Consider the following 16,838-nt stretch of genomic DNA (forward strand, 5'->3'; position numbering starts at 1 on the left):
TATCTTTCGCATCATGTGGCAGTTTCGCGTGCAGCCGCACGCTTGTCCCACCTCTCGAAGCAGGATTTTCGCCATGATTCGTATGCCTCTGGCTACCGCCAGTCTGCTGGCCATTGCTATCTCACTCGCCGGCTGTGGCGACAAGGACAAGGAAAAAACCGCAGCAACCCCTACGCCAGCAGCCGCCACCAGTACCGCGACGCCTGCCACTGACATCACGGCGGCAAAAGTCGACGAAGCTGCCGCCAAGGCCGTCGTTGCCCATTACGCCGACATGGTTCACGCCGTGTACAGCGATGCCGAAAGCACTGCCAAGAAACTGCAAACCGCCATCGATGCATTCCTGGCCAAGCCCAACGACGAGACCCTCAAAGCTGCCCGTGCCGCCTGGGTTGAAGCTCGCGTGCCTTACCTGCAGAGCGAAGTGTTCCGCTTCGGTAACACCATCATCGATGACTGGGAAGGCCAGGTGAATGCCTGGCCCCTGGACGAAGGCCTGATCGACTACGTTGACGCCAACTACGCCGGCGCACTGGGCAACCCGGGTGCCAACGCCAACATCATCGCCAACCCCCAGATCCAGATTGGTGAAGACAAGGTCGACGTAACCGAAATCACCCCGGAAACCCTGGCCAGCCTCAACGAACTGGGCGGCTCCGAAGCCAACGTAGCCACCGGCTACCACGCCATCGAATTCCTGCTGTGGGGCCAGGACCTCAACGGTACGGGCCCGGGTGCAGGCAACCGTCCTGCTTCGGACTACCTGGAAGGCGAAGGCGCCACCGGTGGTCATAACGATCGTCGTCGCGCCTATCTGAAAGCCGTGACCCAACTGCTGGTCAACGACCTCAACGAAATGGTCGGCAACTGGGCACCAAACGTGGCTGACAACTACCGCGCTACGCTGGAAGCCGAGCCGGTACAAAACGGCCTGCGCAAAATGCTGTTCGGCATGGGCAGCCTGTCGCTGGGCGAACTGGCCGGCGAGCGGATGAAAGTGTCCCTGGAAGCCAACTCCCCTGAAGACGAGCAGGACTGCTTCAGCGACAACACCCACAACTCGCACTTCTACGATGCCAAGGGCATTCGCAACGTGTATCTGGGTGAGTACGTGCGTGCTGACGGCACAAAAATGACCGGCCCAAGCCTGTCGTCGCTGGTGGTGGTCATTGACCCGGCTACCGACGCCACGCTCAAATCCGATCTGGCCGACACCGAAGCCAAGATCCAGGTCATGGTTGACCGCGCCAACAAGGGCGAGCACTACGACCAGTTGATCGCAGCTGACAACGCTGCGGGCAACCAGGTTGTGCGTGATGCCATCGCTGCCCTGGTCAAGCAGACCGGAGCCATCGAGCAAGCCGCTGGCAAGCTGGGCATCAGCGACCTGAACCCGGACAACGCCGATCACGATTTCTGATCTGCAACGTTTGAGTGAATGAACAATAAGGCGACCTTCGGGTCGCCTTTTTTGTAGGCCGCTTCGGCGCGAGCAAGAGAACTTCAACATCGAGCCTGCTCGCTACGACAAGGTTTTGCCTTTGCCTTTGCCTTTGCTTTTGCTGTGGCCACTCGATTAGCCAAGCGACGTGAATGCCCCTCACAGAAGGCCGAACGCAGGTGCTGTTATGGGGGTGGCGCGGCAGGACGCCGCGCCAACCGCGATGGGCCATGGATGGCCCGTCGCGGCGTGCCCCCATAACAGTGCCGGAGTGAGGGCGGAACCCGTAGAGAGCCGTGGCACATCGAATGGATATGTACTTGGTGGCTCTAACTTGAACTTTGAGTACATATCCGGCATTCATGTCTAACTGGGATATTGGTTTCGCTCTTACAGCGAGTCACTTTTTCCAGACGCCGAAAAAGTAACCAAAAAGGCTTGCCCCTGGCGTACGGCCTTCGCTGCGCTCAGGTTCCCTCGCTCCGGTCCCGCTCCGTGGGCACGCCGCCACGGGCCATCCATGGCCCATCGCGGCTCTCCCGGCATCCATGCCGGTCGACCCACTGCGCAGAACCTCCACTCGGCCTGCCGATGGGGCCAGCAGATCAAAATCAAAAGCCAGATCAAAAGCTGCCGAGGCGGTCGAGGCGGTCGAGCGGCCGGTTTGGATGAGGGATTTGCGAACAACAGGCGGGCTTGATCGGCAACAGAGTTTCTACAGGGTCATTTGTCTGCCCCAAGTCACAGCAAACGCTAATCCCTCTTATTTCAATTCCCCTTCCCTGCTAAACTTTGCGCCCTCGATTTTGCTCGCTGATCTGGACGTTTGATGCCTTCGTTGCCTCTTCGCCTGTCTCTGCTGCTCATGGCCCTGTGCCTTGGCGGTTGTGATAATGCCCCGCGCTTTACCAAACCCGAGCCCGGCGAAGCCCGCTCAGGCGGGGCTACTACGGTGCGCAAAACCGATCAGAACTCGTTTTCCATGCCCTCGGCCAACTTGTCGCCCACCCGGCGCCTGGATTTCAGCGTCGGCAACAGCTTCTTTCGCAGCCCCTGGGTCATAGCCCCGTCCACCACAACCGCCCGTGATGGCCTGGGCCCGTTGTTCAACACCAACGGCTGCCAGAACTGCCACATCAAGGATGGTCGCGGCCACCCTCCCGCTCCGGGCGCCAAGAACTCGGTGTCGATGCTGGTGCGCCTGTCGATCCCCAACGACCCTGCTTACGCCACGCTGATCGAGCAGGCAGGCATCGTGCCCGAGCCGGTCTATGGTGGCCAGTTGCAGGATATGGCCGTGCCCGGTGTAGCTCCCGAAGGCAAGGTTCGGGTCGATTACGAGCCGGTCACCGTGCGTTTCAAGGACGGCACTGAAGTCGAACTGCGCAAGCCCACCCTGCAGATTACCCAGCTGGGTTATGGCCCGATGCATCCCGACACCCGCATGTCGGCCCGCATTGCACCCCCGATGATCGGCCTGGGGCTGCTCGAGGCCATTCCCAACGAAGCCATTCTGGCCAATGCCGACAAACGTGAGGGTATTGCCGGGCGCCCGAACTGGGTGTGGGATGACGCGCAACAAAAGACAGTGTTGGGTCGTTTTGGCTGGAAAGCCGGGCAACCGAACCTCAATCAACAAAATGTTCACGCTTTTTCTGGTGATATGGGGCTCACGACCTCCCTGAGACCCTTCGATGACTGCACCAAGGCCCAAATTGCCTGCCTCGAGGCGCCCAACGGCAATGGCCCCGATGGCGAACCCGAGGTCAGCGACAACATTCTGCGCCTGGTGGAGTTCTACACTCGCAACCTGGCCGTACCCGCCCGCCGTGATGTCGGCGCACCCCAGGTGCTGGCCGGGAAAAACCTGTTCTACCAGGCCGGCTGCAACTCATGTCATACGCCAACGTTCACCACATCGGCCAACGCCGCCGAGCCCGAGCTGGCCAATCAGGTCATCCACCCCTACAGCGACTTGCTGCTGCACGACATGGGCCCGGGCCTTGCCGATAACCGCAGCGAATTCGCCGCCAGCGGCCAGGACTGGCGTACGCCGCCGTTGTGGGGAATCGGCTTGACCCAGGCGGTAAGTGGCCACACCCAGTTTTTGCACGATGGTCGTGCCCGCAACCTGCTGGAAGCCGTGCTCTGGCATGGCGGCGAGGCCGAACCGGCCAGGCAGCAGGTGTTACGCTTTAATGCCGAGCAACGCGCCGCGTTGCTGGCGTTCCTGAACTCTCTTTAACGCTTTACAAGATCGGGGACCCCGACATGTTTCGACCCAAGCTGTTGTTCACCAGCCTTGCCGCCATCGCCCTGGCGGCCTGCTCGCCACAAGACCCGCAGGCCGTCACCTCGGCAGCCATCGCCAAACAAGTGATCCTGCCTACCTACAGCCGCTGGGTTGAAGCTGACCGCCAGTTGGCCGTCAGCTCACTGGCCTACTGCCAGGGCAAGGAAACCCTGGAAACGGCCCGCGCCGACTTCCTGCATGCGCAAAAAGCCTGGGCCGAGCTGCAACCTTTGCTGATCGGGCCGCTGGCCGAGGGTAATCGTTCGTGGCAGGTACAGTTCTGGCCGGACAAAAAGAACCTGGTCGGCCGTCAGGTCGAACAACTGGTGATCGCTCAGCCGCAGATCGATGCCGCGGCCCTGGCCAAGTCCAGCGTTGTGGTGCAAGGCCTGTCTGCCTACGAATACATTCTGTTCGACAGCAATATCAACCTGGCCGACGATGCGCAAAAAGCCCGTTACTGCCCGCTGCTGACTGCCATCGGCGAACGTCAGAAGCAACTGGCCGAAGAGATTCTGGCCAGCTGGAACAGCACGGACGGCATGCTCGCGCAAATGAGCAAGTTCCCCAACCAGCGCTACGCCGACTCCCACGAAGCCATCGCTGACGTGCTGCGCGTGCAGGTCACCGCACTCGATACCCTGAAGAAAAAACTCGGCACGCCAATGGGCCGCCAGAGCAAAGGCATCCCGCAACCGTTCCAGGCTGATGCATGGCGCAGCGAGTCGTCACTCAAAAGCCTGGCCGCCAGCCTGGCCGCAGCCCAGACCGTTTGGGCCGGTGTCGACAACAAGGGCCTGCGCAGCCTGCTACCCGCTGAACAAAAGCCGTTGGCTGACAAGATCGACGCGGCCTACGCCACCTCGCTCAAGCTGTTCAATGACAACCAGCGCACCCTCAACGAGTTGCTGGCTGACGATGCCGGGCGCGCCCAGCTCAACGCCATCTACGACAGCCTCAACGTGGTTCACCGCCTGCACGAAGGCGAACTGGCCAAGGCCCTGGGCATCCAGCTGGGCTTTAACGCCAACGACGGCGATTGATAAAGGAAGGTTCGATGATGCGCAGGCAAGCACTCAAGCTTGGTGGCTTATTGCTCAGTGCAATCACGCTGGGCGGTTGGTCACTGTTTAAACAGAAAGGCCAAAGCCCGTTGCTGCTGAGTGCCCGCGACGATGCAGACGGCAATCACCTGGCTGTTGGTTATCGTCTGGATGGCACTCAGGTGTTCAGCACCCGGGTCGGCCAGCGCTGCCATGACATCATTAACCATCCGACACTGCCCATTGCCCTGTTCGTGGCGCGGCGCCCCGGTACCGAAAGCTACCTGATCAGCCTGACAGACGGGGAGTTGCTGCAAACCCTGACGTCCCGGCCCAACAGGCATTTTTATGGGCACGCGGTCATCCATAAAGACGGCGAGTGGCTGTACACCACTGAAAACGACACCACTGATCCGGGCCGTGGCTTGCTTGGGGTTTATCGCTTTGAAGGCGAGCGCCTGATCCACAGCGGTGAAATTCCCACCCACGGCGTCGGCCCGCATCAGGTGTCGTGGATGCCTGACGGTGAAACACTGGTGGTGGCCAACGGCGGTATTCGTACCGAAGCCGAAAGCCGGGTCGAAATGAACCTGAACGCGATGGAACCCAGCCTGGTGCTGATGCACCGTGATGGCAGCCTGATCAGCCAGGAAACCCTGAGCCAGCAAATGAACAGTGTGCGCCATTTGGGCATTGCCAGTGACGGCACCATCGTCGCTTGCCAGCAATTTATGGGGGATGCCCATGAGTTGTCGGAACTGTTGGCCATCAAGCGTCCCGGCCAGCCATTTGAACCCTTCCCGGTGGCCGAGCAGCAACTGCGCGCCATGGGCCATTACACCGCCAGTGTCGCGGTTCACAGCGAGTTGCGTCTGGTTGCGCTGACGGCTCCGCGGGGCAATCGGTTCTTTATCTGGGACCTGGACAGTGGCGTGCTGCGCCTGGATGCGCCATTACCGGATTGTGCTGGGGTGGGTGCAGTGGAGGATGGCTTTGTGGTTACGTCCGGCCAGGGCCGTTGCCGTTTCTACGATTGCCGTCAGAGCGAGCTGATAGCCAAGCCATTGGATTTACCCTCGGGGCTTTGGGACAACCATTTGCATATCATGTAGAGCTGCAGAAACACTTGTAGTCGCTGCCTAAGGAAAGAGGCTGCGTCCGGCTGCGCAGCAGTCGTAAACCCAAAGATCACGGTGTATCAGATACACCAACGCTGGATGGTTTTACGACTGCTGCGCAGCCGGACGTAGCCTCGCACGGCTCGTCAACTGCTACAGGGACTTGGCTATTACTTCTTCAGCCCCTGGCTCATTCCAAACATAAACAGCAACAGGTCGTGGTCGGGCCGGGTTGCTACCGCAGCTTTGACCACGCGCGGCAACGGACAATGAGCCCCTATTTGGGCCCCGCTCAACACTCGAGTCACAGGCTGTTCCCATGCGGCAAACGCCACGCCAGCAATGACCAGGGCACCCAGCAGAAACAAACTTCGTGCTATTTCTCGCTTCATCACCGTAAACCTTTGATAGCGCTGCCAAACACTGTTTTATAAAAGTAGATCAGTCTGTCCCACTCTGTAGCACTCCACGACGAATGGCGCCGCAGTTGTTTAAGATCGTGGGAAGCGGCTTTTTGGGCCGTCAGGCGTTGCCGACTTTTTTCCAGGTCCAGCAAAGCCACGTCAACCTCGGCTCCCTCGCCCTGCCCCGTCACCCGTACAAAGACATGTTTGGCGTACAGGCAGCCGTGCTGCCAACGGCCCAGGTGCATACGAGCCAAGGTATGGCCTATCGCTTCAAGCACTCGGTCATGTACCGCTTCACCGCAGCGCTCGCGCTCACCGGCGGCGTACCAGTTATCGATTTCAACAAAGCCTTCCAGGCCCACGGTCACCAGCAATGCACGCCATTGCTTGTCTGTTGCTTGTTGCGCTCCGCAGTACACCAGCTCCGGCACACCAACCGACAAAGCGCTCAAGGCCAGCAACGCATCCTGTTCACGCAACACCGTCGGGCGACCCAGCGGGTAACGCCAGCTACGGTAGGTATGCCCCACCTGTCGTTTGGCGTAGAGCAAGCGCCCTTCACCATCATGAATCCGTTGTACACCACTCTCGCCACCACGACGCTGATTGGGCTCTTCAACCCATTCGCCTTGCTGATTCCAGTAAAACTCGAATGGGTCTTCAGTCGCAGAGGGGGATTGCTGTACAAAATCAACGGTCATGAGTTATCTCTTTCGTAATACGTAAACCCGCCACATCGCATAGAGCGGAATAAAGTCCAAATGGTCCTGAACGGTGAAACCTGCCTTTTTGAATTCCGCCTCCACTGTAGCAGCAGGTAACACAAAACGATTTTGGTAACCGTATTGATCTGCCTCTGCAGCGCGTTGACGCTCGAGACGCTTGCGTTTCCAGGCCTTAAAATTGCCATCTACCCACAACGAGATAATCACACTGTCCCGGCTAACGCGATGAAGCTCCCGTAATAGAGCCATCCGGTGGCTTGCATCGCCAATGTGGTGCAACAAGCGCATGCAAAAAACACTGTCAACCGAGTTGTCAGGCAAATCTATTTCAAAAGCTGACATCTGCAAGCGCCGTACCCGTTTCACTACGTCGGCGGGTTGGGCCAAAGATGCCACCTCCAGCATGGACGCCGAGTTGTCGGCACCGATGATCTCGCGGCTTGGCATTTGTGCCAGCAACGGCCAGAAACGGCCCGCGCCGCAAGGCAAATCGAGAACGACCTGAGGTTCGCCTGCCAGCTGCAAAGCGCGACGCGCCAATTGTTCATCGCGCTTGTGCGACAAACGTCGGGCCAGGCCGTCCTGATGCTTGATCAGGTATTGCGTAGCGTGATGCTGGTCGTACTTTTCAGAAAATTTGAGTTTGATGATCGAGTTCATGCAAGTGCTCCAGAAGCTAATGAGCACTACCTTAATCAGCGGGACGTGTGCATCAGGTCATGGACAGGTGAAAATTCTGTCAGACCATTCATACAAACATTTCAAGGTTTTACAGGTTGAAAGTACTGGCGCAGGGCCACTTACGCCCAGACTTTCGGGGTGTGCGGCCTGCAGAACGCAGGCCGCAGAAAAGACTTCAAACCTCGGCCGGACCAAGCTCGACACGAAAACGGCAGCCATTTGGCTCCATGGTGGTCAGTGTGACCCGCCAGCCCTGGCTATCGCAGATGCGCTGCACCAGTGACAGGCCAAGCCCCAGGCCTTCACCGCGTTTTTCGCTGCCGCGCACAAAGGGCTGAAACATCGCCTGGCGCTTTTCTTCAGGGATGCCCACGCCGCTGTCTTCCACCACAAAACCGCTGGGTTCCAGGGTCAGCCGGATAAACCCGCTGTCGGTGTAGTGCAAGGCATTGCGCAACAAGTTGCCCATGACGGCATGCAGGAAAGTGGCGTTATAACGGGTATCCAGCGGATTGCCGGGGTCGTAGATCAGCTCAAGACCCTTAGCTTCAATTGGCTCGCGCCACAGGCTGATCAGGCCTTCGGCCACGGTAGTCAAGGTCACCGTAGGCGACATGTTGGCATCCTCATGCTGGGCACGGGCCAGCATGAGGAAGGTTTGCACCAGTTCGCGCATTTCCTCACAGGCACGGGAAATACGCTCGACCTGTGAACGACTGCGCTGATCCAGCGACGGGCTTTCCAGCAACAGCTCGCAGGAACTGGCCAGCACCATCAGCGGAGTACGCAGCTCGTGACTGACATCACTGGTGAACAAACGCTCGCGGGTCAGGGTGTCGCGCAACCGACCCAGCGTGGCATCGAACGCCACTGCCAGCTCGCCCACTTCATCGGCCGCATAATCCGGGGCCAACGGCGGCGCCAGCCCCAGTAACTGATCGCGATGGCGAACCTGACGTGCCAGACGGATAACCGGAGCCATCACCCGCCGCGCCAGGGTCCAACCCAGGAACACCGCCAGCGCCAGCGCCAGGACAAAACCGACGGCGACCACAGCAAACAACACGCGCTCGCGCTCTTCAAAATCGCTCTGGTCTTGCAGCAGGACATAACGCCGGCCATCGACCACTTCTACCATCGCGTGATACGACAACTGGTCACGGAACACTTCATGAAAGCCCGGATCCAGATGACGCAGGTCCTTGGGCAGGGCAAAGTCGCCACGCCCGCCACTGAAATAAAACAGCTGGCTCGGCTTGGGGCGATGGTTCCACTCCGCGCCGTTGTCCATCAGCAACAGGCGCTGCAAATCCCCGCCCAGCCCTGCCGATATGAGTTTTTCTTCGACCAGGTGCACGGTGGCAATAATGCCCACAGCGAATGTCCCTGCCACCAGCGCGCTCATCAATGCAAAAGCGATGATGATCCGCTGGGAAAGACTTTGCCTAAACTCCATCACGAACCTCGGCGAGGCGATAGCCCACGCCATGTACGGTGTGCAACAGAGGCTTGTCGAACGGCTTGTCGATGACCTGACGCAATTGGTGGACGTGGCTGCGCAGGCTGTCGCTGTCCGGGCAATCATCGCCCCACAAGGCTTCTTCCAGCACTTCGCGGCGCAATACATGGGGGCTTTTCTGCATGAGTACCGCCAGCAATTTCAAGCCCACCGGATTGAGCTTGAGCAGACGGCCTTCGCGTGTCACTTCCAGGGTATCGAGGTCGTAACGCAACTCGCCGACCTGCAACTCTCGTCGCCCGCCGCCCTGGGCACGACGCAAAACCGCCTCGATGCGGGCAGCCAGCTCGGACAGGGCAAAGGGTTTTAGCAAATAGTCATCGGCACCTGACTTGAAGCCTTGCAGGCGGTCATCCAACTGGTCGCGGGCAGTCAGCATAATCACCGGGGTATCGCGCCGGGCATCTTCACGCAGGCGCTTGCACAGGGTGTAGCCGTCGATGCCGGGCAACATGATATCGAGCACAATCAGGTCGTAATGCTCGGTGGCCGCCAGGTGCAGGCCCGACAAACCATCTTGCGCACAGTCAACGGTATAGCCCTTGAGACCCAGGTAGTCGGCAAGGTTGGCGAGGATATCGCGGTTGTCTTCAACCAATAGAATTCGCATGGGCACTCTCTCCGTTCACAGTTACGGCCGTCTTGGCCCGCGCAGCTTAAGGCCAAGAACCGCGCAGGGCCAGCACCACAGGGCGCTCAGACAATTTAGTTATAGCTCTCACAGAAATGACATTTTTTTTACTATCGGTTCACAAACTCAATACAGTGGCGCCGGCACACTTTCGCACCCCCGCGTTTAAGGAAAAACAACTAATGCGTCTGCTGCACACCGCGCCTATGCGCTATCTCCTGCTGTTGACTGGCTGTTGGCTGGCGACCTTTCTAATCACCCGAGGCGTTCTGCTAGTTACACACCTGGGAGAGGCCGGCAACAACTGGCTGCCCGTGTTTGGCATTGGTTTGCTCTACGACCTTGGCTTTCTAGCCTATGCCGCCGTGCCGCTGGGGGGCTATCTGCTGTTATGCCCACCAGCCCTGTGGCGTCGCCGCGGCCACCAGTGGTTCCTGCAGGGCCTGCTGACGGTCAGCTTGTTTGCCATGCTTTTTACTGGCGTGGCCGAGTGGCTGTTCTGGGATGAGTTCGGCGTACGTTTCAACTTTATCGCCGTGGACTACCTGGTCTACTCCGATGAAGTGCTGAATAACGTACTGGAATCCTATCCAATCGGCATCCTGCTCAGCGCCATCGCCCTGGCTGCCATTGTATTGAGCCTGATAGTGCGTAAACCGTTCAATGCGGCCATGAATGCCGAGCTACCGACACTGGGTGGACGTATCGCCACCTTTGCAGGCCTGCTGCTGGTAGCGGGCCTGAGCCTGCAACTGCTCGACCAGGACAGCCCGCGCGGCCAGGGCGGCAACGCCTACCAACATGAACTGGCGAGCAATGGCCCGTACCAGTTCTTCGCTGCGTTCCGTAACAACGAGCTGGATTACCAGCAGTTTTACGCCAGCCTGCCCACCGATGTAGTGGCCAAACAGTTGCGCGCCGAACTGACCGAGCCCAACGCCACCTTTGTGGGCCAGGACCCACTGGATATCCGCCGCAACATCGATAACCCGGGTGCTGTGCGCCAGCCCAATATCGTACTGGTGACCATCGAAAGCCTCAGTGCCAAGTACCTGGGCAGCAACGGTGATGGCCGCAACCTGACGCCGAATCTGGATCAGCTGCGTAAAGAGAGCCTGTACTTCAACAACTTTTATGCCACCGGCACGCGTACCGACCGGGGCCTGGAAGCCATTACCCTGGCCATTCCGCCGACGCCCGGGCGTTCAATCGTCAAGCGTATCGGCCGTGAAAGCGGCTTTGCGAGCCTGGGCCAGCAGCTCAATGGCGTGGGCTATGACAGCGTGTTCGTCTATGGCGGGCGCGGTTACTTCGACAATATGAACGCCTTCTTCAGCGGTAACGGCTACCGCGTGGTCGACCAAAGCAGCGTTAATGAGGCCGATATCCACTTCAAAAATGCGTGGGGCATGGCTGACGAAGACTTGTACCGCGAAACCCTGAAACTGGCCGATGCCAATTACGCGCAACAAAAACCGTTTTTGTTGCAACTGATGACGACCTCCAACCACCGTCCTTACACCTACCCTGAGGGCCGGATCGACATCAAATCGGGTAACGGCCGCGACGGCGCAGTGAAATACACCGACTACGCCATCGGCCAATTCCTCAACGATGCGCGCAAAAAGCCGTGGTTCGACAATACGATTTTCGTCTTCGTTGCCGACCACACGGCGGGCAGTGCCGGCAAGGAAGACTTGCCGATCACCAACTATCAGATCCCGCTGTTTATCTATGCTCCCAAGTTGATCGACGCCCGTGAAAACTCGCAACTGGCCAGCCAGATCGACCTGGCGCCCACCTTGCTCGGCTTGCTGAACCTGGATTACCAGTCGACCTTCTTTGGCCGCAACCTGTTGCAGGACAACCCGCTGCCGCCGCGCGTGGTCGTGGGCAACTACCAGCACCTGGGCTTGTTTGACGGCAAAGACCTGGCCATTCTCAGCCCGCGTCAGGGGCTGCGCCGCCATGATGATGCGCTGAGCACCAGTATTGAATCGCGGGTAGCGGCGACTGATCCGCTGATTGAGCGGGCAATAGCCTACTACCAGGGTGCCAGTCATGGCTTCAAGCAGCAGTTGCTGGGCTGGAAGCCGGCGCAAAAGGGACATGTGCAGGTTTCAGAACGCTAATTGACCCACGACCCTCACCCCAACCCTCTCCCAAAGGGAGAGGGGGCTGATTGGGGCAAACCCCAGCCCCTCTACAGTCTGAATGCATTGAGTTGAATCCTGCATCGCCTCGGTCAATCCCCTCACCCTCTGGGAGAGAGCTAGGGTGAGGGGCTTTTAACAGACCTACAAAAAAGCCCCGCCTGATTACTCAGGCGGGGCTTTTGCGTAGCGGGGTAAGGCTGGCTTACATCATGCCGCCCATACCACCCATGCCGCCCATGTCTGGCATGCCGCCAGCTGGTTTGTCTTCCTGGATCTCAGCGATCATCGCCTCAGTGGTGATCATCAGGCTGGCAATCGACGAAGCCGCTTGCAGAGCCGAACGAGTCACTTTAGCCGGGTCAAGGATACCCATTTCGATCATGTCGCCGTATTCACCAGTGGCTGCGTTGTAACCGTAGTTACCCGAACCCTGCTTCACTTTGTCGACAACTACGCTTGGCTCATCACCGGAGTTGGCAACGATCTGGCGCAGAGGTGCTTCAACAGCACGACGCAGCAGAGCAATACCCACGTTCTGATCAGCGTTGTCGCCTTTCAGTTCGGAGATGGCTTGCAGAGCGCGAACCAGTGCCACGCCACCGCCAGGTACCACGCCTTCTTCAACGGCTGCACGAGTAGCGTGCAGAGCGTCTTCAACGCGGGCTTTCTTCTCTTTCATTTCTACTTCGGAACCAGCGCCAACCTTGATCACTGCAACGCCGCCAGACAGCTTGGCCAGACGCTCTTGCAGTTTTTCACGGTCGTAGTCCGAAGTGGTATCAGCCACTTGAGCACGGATCTGAGTAACACGCGCCTGGATGTCCGCATCGTTGCCAGCACCATCGATGATGGTGGTGTTTTCTTTGGACAGGATCACGCGCTTGGCGTTACCCAGGTGCTCCAGGGTAGTGCTTTCCAGGCTCAGGCCGATCTCTTCGGAGATTACGGTACCGCCAGTCAGAACAGCGATGTCCTGCAGCATTGCTTTACGACGGTCACCGAAGCCTGGTGCTTTGACAGCAGCGACTTTAACGATACCGCGCATGTTGTTCACAACCAGAGTCGCCAGGGCTTCGCCTTCAACGTCTTCAGCCACGATCAGCAGTGGACGGCCGGCTTTTGCAACGGCTTCCAGAACTGGCAGCATTTCGCGGATGTTGGAGATCTTTTTGTCAACCAACAGGATCAGCGGGCCGTCCAGCTCAGCCACCATGGTGTCTGGCTTGTTCACGAAGTAAGGGGACAGGTAGCCACGGTCGAACTGCATGCCTTCAACAACAGACAGTTCGTTTTCCAGGCCCGAGCCTTCTTCAACGGTGATCACGCCTTCTTTACCGACTTTTTCCATGGCTTCGGCAATGATTTCGCCGATGGAGCTGTCGGAGTTGGCAGAAATGGTACCAACCTGGGCAATTGCCTTGCCGTCAGCGCATGGCTTGGCCAGTTGACGCAGTTCTTTGACGATAGCGATGGTCGCTTTGTCGATACCGCGCTTCAGGTCCATCGGGTTCATGCCGGCAGCGACGGCTTTCAGGCCTTCGTTGACGATCGACTGAGCCAGAACGGTTGCAGTGGTAGTACCGTCACCAGCGTCATCGTTGGCACGGGAGGCAACGTCTTTAACCAGCTGCGCGCCCATGTTTTCGAAGCGGTCTTTCAGCTCGATTTCTTTTGCAACGGACACGCCGTCCTTGGTGATGGTCGGAGCGCCGAAGCTCTTCTCGATGATCACGTTACGGCCTTTAGGGCCCAGGGTCGCTTTTACTGCGTCAGCCAGGACGTTTACACCAGCCAACATTTTTTTGCGGGCGGAGTCGCCGAATTTAACTTCTTTAGCAGCCATGTTCGTTCTTCCTTAAATACTTTGTAGTAACGGGAAAAGGAGCGGGAAATCAGCCTTCAATTACAGCGAGAATCTCGTTCTCAGCCATAACCAACAGGTCTTCGCCGTCGACTTTTACAGTGTTGCTGCCGGAGTAAGGGCCGAACACAACCTTGTCACCCACTTTAACGGCCAGTGCACGCACTTCACCGTTGTCCAGAACGCGACCCGTACCAACGGCGATCACTTCACCGCTGTTAGCTTTTTCAGCAGCAGAACCCGGCAGAACGATACCACCAGCGGTTTTCTTTTCTTCTTCGCTGCGACGGATTACGACGCGGTCATGCAGAGGACGAAGCTTCATTGTCGATCTCTCCTAATTGAGGTGTTCATCGGCCGGTGTCAATACCGGCTGGGTTTACAAGTCCGGAAATGCCGGGTGCGATTCGCGGTTGGGATTTTGCTGTTGCCAGTAAAACCCTGCGGTGTCCGTTACATAAGGGCGCATCCACTTATTACAAGGGCACGCCCACGAAATTTTTAACCTGGCGTGCCACTTGAAACAGACACGGCACCCAAGGTGCCGTGTTGATAACGCCAAAGCCTTATTTATCGCGATGCTCGAACTCGCCTTCGATCACATTGGGCTCACGCCCCAAAGGCTGATGGGCACGTGGTCGTGCGGCTTCGAAGTCTTCGGCAAACGCACGCTGGCGAATGGCCTGTTCTTCAGCACGCTTGCGCAGGCGGTTGACCAGAAACCGGCGAACTGGCGGGAACAGCAACAACAGACCGGCCGCATCGCTGATAAAACCAGGCAGAACCAACAGTCCACCACCCAGCGCCAGCATCAGGCCTTCAAGCATTTGCTGAGCAGGCAGCTCGCCGCGATTCAGGCTTTCGCGCGCTTTGAGCGCCGTGGCCAAGCCTGCGACGCGAACGACCAGAACACCCAGCATGGAGCCGGCAATGATCAGCAGCAACGCGGGGAAAAACCCTATGGCGGTGCTGACCTTGAAAAAGACGTACAGCTCTAGCACTGGAAACAACAGAAAGAGCAATAGAAAAGCGCGCATCAAATGATTCCTCTCCGGAAGAATATCTTCCAACCAAGACTAGATGACGGCGCGCCTGTGCAAATTCAAGGTCAGACCATCTGTTTTTTCGGCCACTCACTGGCACGGGCCAGCAAAACCAAGGCTTCGCGAACCTGTGTCGAAGTGTTGCAAGGCTCCGGAAAAGCCAACCAGTGCACGCCTTCGCCGATGCGCAGGTGCATGCCTTCGCTGTCGATGCCCACCAGCATAGCTGGCGCTGTTTGCGGCAGGCCGGTCAGTTTGACGTAGTGTTCAATGGCATTGGCGTGATCGCTGTTCATATGCTCGACCATCCGCACCTCGACCTGCCCGGCGAAAGGGTTTGCCAGCGTGACCTGGTCCAGCCAGTGGATGGCACCAAAACCGCCTATGTAGCGATGACGAACCGGGTTGAGCACCCAGAAATCGAAATCATGGGCAGTGTCATAGCCCTTCGCCTCGGGAAAGTAGCGGTAGTAACGCTCGGCTGCGGCTTCAATGGCTGCGGGATCGCTCAATTGCACGGCCTCAGCCAGCACGGTAAGACGGCCAACAGCCTGCACCTCTTCAGCGCCCCGCTCCCCCACCATCAGGGAACACTTGGGATCCTTGCGCAGGTTGTGGGTGTGCTGGGCGATGCGGCTTATCAGGATCAGTGGCCTCCCCAGCTCATCCAGGCAATAAGGCACCACGGAGCCGAAGGGAAATCCCGGCATGGCCTTGGACTGGGTAGCCAGGGCGCCACGGTATTCCTTGAGCAGTAATTCTCGGGCATGCTTGGCTGCTTCAACGCTCAACTTATGACTCCTTAATAAAAATCCGTAGATAACGGTCGAGATCAGGGCACTCATGCAACTTAAAGACAAAGTAATCATTATCACTGGCGGCTGCCAGGGGCTGGGTCGCGCCATGGCCGAGTACCTGGCAGCCAAGGGCGCCAAACTGGCACTGGTCGACCTCAACCCGGAAAAACTCGAACTGGCGGTGGCAGCCTGCCAGGCGCACGGCGTCGAGGCCCGAGCCTACCTGTGCAACGTCGCTGACGAAGAACAGGTTACGCAAACCGTTGGCCAAATTGCAGAAGATTTTGGTGCGATCAACGGCCTGGTCAACAACGCCGGCATTTTGCGTGACGGCCTGCTGCTCAAGGTCAAGGATGGCGTTATGACCAAGATGAGCCTGGCGCAATGGCAAGCGGTAATTGATGTCAACCTGACCGGAGTTTTCCTGTGCACCCGTGAGGTAGCGGCGAAAATGATCGAGCTCAACAGCGAGGGCGCGATCATCAATATCTCGTCGATCTCCCGTGCCGGCAATGTCGGCCAGACCAACTACTCGGCGGCCAAGGCCGGGGTTGCTGCTGCCACCGTGACCTGGGCCAGGGAACTGTCGCGTTACGGCATTCGAGTAGCCGGGATTGCACCGGGCTTTATCGAAACCGAAATGACCCTGGGCATGAAACCCGAAGCCCTCGAAAAAATGACCTCGGGCATTCCGCTCAAGCGCATGGGCAAGGTTGAAGAAATCGCTCATTCGGCAGCGTACATTTTTGAAAACGACTACTACACTGGGCGCATTCTGGAACTGGATGGCGGGTTGCGGATCTAGGCATCATCTCCCGCAAAGATAGGCTTGGATTCAATCATGAAACGGCCTGGACCCCCAATCCAGGCCTCACCGTTCACCTCGTTCGGAGTGCGTCAGCGCAAAGCTGTGAGATGCCGGACTAAGCGGTAAACCGCCAAGAAAGCCAATTCACAGGCTTTCGACACATCAAAATCGGATAACAAACACCTTGCCGACCGGGTCTTTCACTCGACGCTCTCGCTCGACCTGAACGTTGCTCCGATAATCCCAACGCTTGCTAAATCGATGTTCAAGGTGGGGGTGACTAGCGCTGCCCACCTATCACCACCGCTCTCCAGG

General features: G+C 58.2%; 15 protein-coding genes. 6 read left to right on the forward strand and 9 right to left on the reverse strand.

All coding sequences use genetic code 11. From position 1 onward, the window contains the following. Nucleotides 1-73: 73 nt before the first annotated feature. The 4 genes from EQV96_RS10675 to EQV96_RS10690 all read left to right on the forward strand — a co-directional run bounded on the left by EQV96_RS10675 (nucleotide 74) and on the right by EQV96_RS10690 (nucleotide 5,889). Entirely contained in the window at nucleotides 74-1,420 is a 1,347-nt protein-coding gene (locus EQV96_RS10675) for an imelysin family protein (RefSeq protein WP_095003032.1), read from the forward strand. An 850-nt stretch (nucleotides 1,421-2,270) separates the two neighbouring features. Then, nucleotides 2,271-3,686 carry a di-heme oxidoredictase family protein gene (locus tag EQV96_RS10680; RefSeq protein ID WP_095024295.1) on the forward strand — a complete coding sequence of 472 codons (1,416 nt, stop codon included), beginning with the start codon at nucleotides 2,271-2,273 and terminating at the stop codon, nucleotides 3,684-3,686. Between the two features lie 26 nt (nucleotides 3,687-3,712). After that, nucleotides 3,713-4,777, forward strand: coding sequence for an imelysin family protein (locus tag EQV96_RS10685; RefSeq protein ID WP_240882004.1), 1,065 nt, complete (start codon nucleotides 3,713-3,715; stop codon nucleotides 4,775-4,777). Between the two features lie 14 nt (nucleotides 4,778-4,791). Further along, nucleotides 4,792-5,889: a DUF1513 domain-containing protein gene (locus EQV96_RS10690; protein WP_095003362.1), complete on the forward strand. Its 1,098-nt coding sequence runs from the start codon at nucleotides 4,792-4,794 to the stop codon at nucleotides 5,887-5,889. 176 nt (nucleotides 5,890-6,065) lie between these two features. Here the strand turns inward: EQV96_RS10690 and EQV96_RS10695 are convergent, their stop codons facing one another. The 5 genes from EQV96_RS10695 to colR form a co-directional block, all read right to left on the reverse strand. Next, on the reverse strand, nucleotides 6,066-6,287 hold the full coding sequence (locus tag EQV96_RS10695) for a hypothetical protein (protein ID WP_095003361.1): 222 nt from the start codon (nucleotides 6,285-6,287) through the stop codon (nucleotides 6,066-6,068). Next, entirely contained in the window at nucleotides 6,287-7,003 is a 717-nt protein-coding gene (locus EQV96_RS10700; RefSeq protein WP_095019398.1) for a lipopolysaccharide kinase InaA family protein, read from the reverse strand. Before EQV96_RS10700 ends, EQV96_RS10695 begins: the two co-directional genes overlap by 1 nt. 3 nt (nucleotides 7,004-7,006) lie before the next feature. Beyond that, entirely contained in the window at nucleotides 7,007-7,687 is a 681-nt protein-coding gene (locus EQV96_RS10705; RefSeq protein WP_095003359.1) for a class I SAM-dependent methyltransferase, read from the reverse strand. Between the two features lie 196 nt (nucleotides 7,688-7,883). Then, nucleotides 7,884-9,164 (reverse strand): HAMP domain-containing sensor histidine kinase, encoded by a 1,281-nt coding sequence (locus tag EQV96_RS10710; protein WP_095003358.1) that lies wholly within the window; start codon nucleotides 9,162-9,164, stop codon nucleotides 7,884-7,886. Continuing rightward, nucleotides 9,154-9,837, reverse strand: coding sequence for a two-component system response regulator ColR (colR, locus tag EQV96_RS10715; protein WP_016779797.1), 684 nt, complete (start codon nucleotides 9,835-9,837; stop codon nucleotides 9,154-9,156). Before colR ends, EQV96_RS10710 begins: the two co-directional genes overlap by 11 nt. A gap of 203 nt (nucleotides 9,838-10,040) precedes the next feature. On the opposite strand from colR, the gene EQV96_RS10720 reads away from it, so the two are divergent. After that, nucleotides 10,041-11,990: an LTA synthase family protein gene (locus EQV96_RS10720; protein WP_095020922.1), complete on the forward strand. Its 1,950-nt coding sequence runs from the start codon at nucleotides 10,041-10,043 to the stop codon at nucleotides 11,988-11,990. 226 nt (nucleotides 11,991-12,216) lie between these two features. Here EQV96_RS10720 and groL read toward each other — a convergent pair whose 3' ends face one another. The 4 genes from groL to EQV96_RS10740 all read right to left on the reverse strand — a co-directional run bounded on the left by groL (nucleotide 12,217) and on the right by EQV96_RS10740 (nucleotide 15,709). Then, nucleotides 12,217-13,857: a chaperonin GroEL gene (gene groL, locus EQV96_RS10725; protein WP_016779795.1), complete on the reverse strand. Its 1,641-nt coding sequence runs from the start codon at nucleotides 13,855-13,857 to the stop codon at nucleotides 12,217-12,219. Between the two features lie 49 nt (nucleotides 13,858-13,906). Continuing rightward, nucleotides 13,907-14,200 carry a co-chaperone GroES gene (locus EQV96_RS10730; protein WP_016779794.1) on the reverse strand — a complete coding sequence of 98 codons (294 nt, stop codon included), beginning with the start codon at nucleotides 14,198-14,200 and terminating at the stop codon, nucleotides 13,907-13,909. Nucleotides 14,201-14,441: 241 nt separating this feature from the next. Next, nucleotides 14,442-14,912, reverse strand: coding sequence for an FxsA family protein (locus tag EQV96_RS10735; protein ID WP_095003356.1), 471 nt, complete (start codon nucleotides 14,910-14,912; stop codon nucleotides 14,442-14,444). 71 nt (nucleotides 14,913-14,983) lie between these two features. Beyond that, the gene (locus tag EQV96_RS10740) at nucleotides 14,984-15,709 is read right to left on the reverse strand and encodes a HugZ family protein (protein WP_095020921.1); all 726 of its coding nucleotides are present in this window, start codon (nucleotides 15,707-15,709) and stop codon (nucleotides 14,984-14,986) included. A gap of 52 nt (nucleotides 15,710-15,761) precedes the next feature. Between EQV96_RS10740 and EQV96_RS10745 the strand changes: the two genes are divergently transcribed. Then, nucleotides 15,762-16,520 carry an SDR family oxidoreductase gene (locus EQV96_RS10745; protein ID WP_095019396.1) on the forward strand — a complete coding sequence of 253 codons (759 nt, stop codon included), beginning with the start codon at nucleotides 15,762-15,764 and terminating at the stop codon, nucleotides 16,518-16,520. Nucleotides 16,521-16,838: the final 318 nt, after the last annotated feature.

This window comes from Pseudomonas sp. TMW22080, assembly GCF_022496745.1.
GTDB classification, from domain to species: Bacteria; Pseudomonadota; Gammaproteobacteria; order Pseudomonadales; family Pseudomonadaceae; genus Aquipseudomonas; species Aquipseudomonas bubulae.

Excerpts from the sequence above, each read along its gene's own strand:
- EQV96_RS10675 (WP_095003032.1), top strand. The coding sequence starts at position 74 with ATGATTCGTATGCCTCTGGCTACCGCCAGTCTGCTGGCCATTGCTATC.
- EQV96_RS10680 (WP_095024295.1), top strand. The coding sequence starts at position 2,271 with ATGCCTTCGTTGCCTCTTCGCCTGTCTCTGCTGCTCATGGCCCTGTGC.
- EQV96_RS10685 (WP_240882004.1), top strand. The coding sequence starts at position 3,713 with ATGTTTCGACCCAAGCTGTTGTTCACCAGCCTTGCCGCCATCGCCCTG.
- EQV96_RS10690 (WP_095003362.1), top strand. The coding sequence starts at position 4,792 with ATGATGCGCAGGCAAGCACTCAAGCTTGGTGGCTTATTGCTCAGTGCA.
- EQV96_RS10695 (WP_095003361.1), bottom strand. The coding sequence starts at position 6,287 with ATGAAGCGAGAAATAGCACGAAGTTTGTTTCTGCTGGGTGCCCTGGTC.
- EQV96_RS10700 (WP_095019398.1), bottom strand. The coding sequence starts at position 7,003 with ATGACCGTTGATTTTGTACAGCAATCCCCCTCTGCGACTGAAGACCCA.
- EQV96_RS10705 (WP_095003359.1), bottom strand. The coding sequence starts at position 7,687 with ATGAACTCGATCATCAAACTCAAATTTTCTGAAAAGTACGACCAGCAT.
- EQV96_RS10710 (WP_095003358.1), bottom strand. The coding sequence starts at position 9,164 with ATGGAGTTTAGGCAAAGTCTTTCCCAGCGGATCATCATCGCTTTTGCA.
- colR (WP_016779797.1), bottom strand. The coding sequence starts at position 9,837 with ATGCGAATTCTATTGGTTGAAGACAACCGCGATATCCTCGCCAACCTT.
- EQV96_RS10720 (WP_095020922.1), top strand. The coding sequence starts at position 10,041 with ATGCGTCTGCTGCACACCGCGCCTATGCGCTATCTCCTGCTGTTGACT.
- groL (WP_016779795.1), bottom strand. The coding sequence starts at position 13,857 with ATGGCTGCTAAAGAAGTTAAATTCGGCGACTCCGCCCGCAAAAAAATG.
- EQV96_RS10730 (WP_016779794.1), bottom strand. The coding sequence starts at position 14,200 with ATGAAGCTTCGTCCTCTGCATGACCGCGTCGTAATCCGTCGCAGCGAA.
- EQV96_RS10735 (WP_095003356.1), bottom strand. The coding sequence starts at position 14,912 with ATGCGCGCTTTTCTATTGCTCTTTCTGTTGTTTCCAGTGCTAGAGCTG.
- EQV96_RS10745 (WP_095019396.1), top strand. The coding sequence starts at position 15,762 with ATGCAACTTAAAGACAAAGTAATCATTATCACTGGCGGCTGCCAGGGG.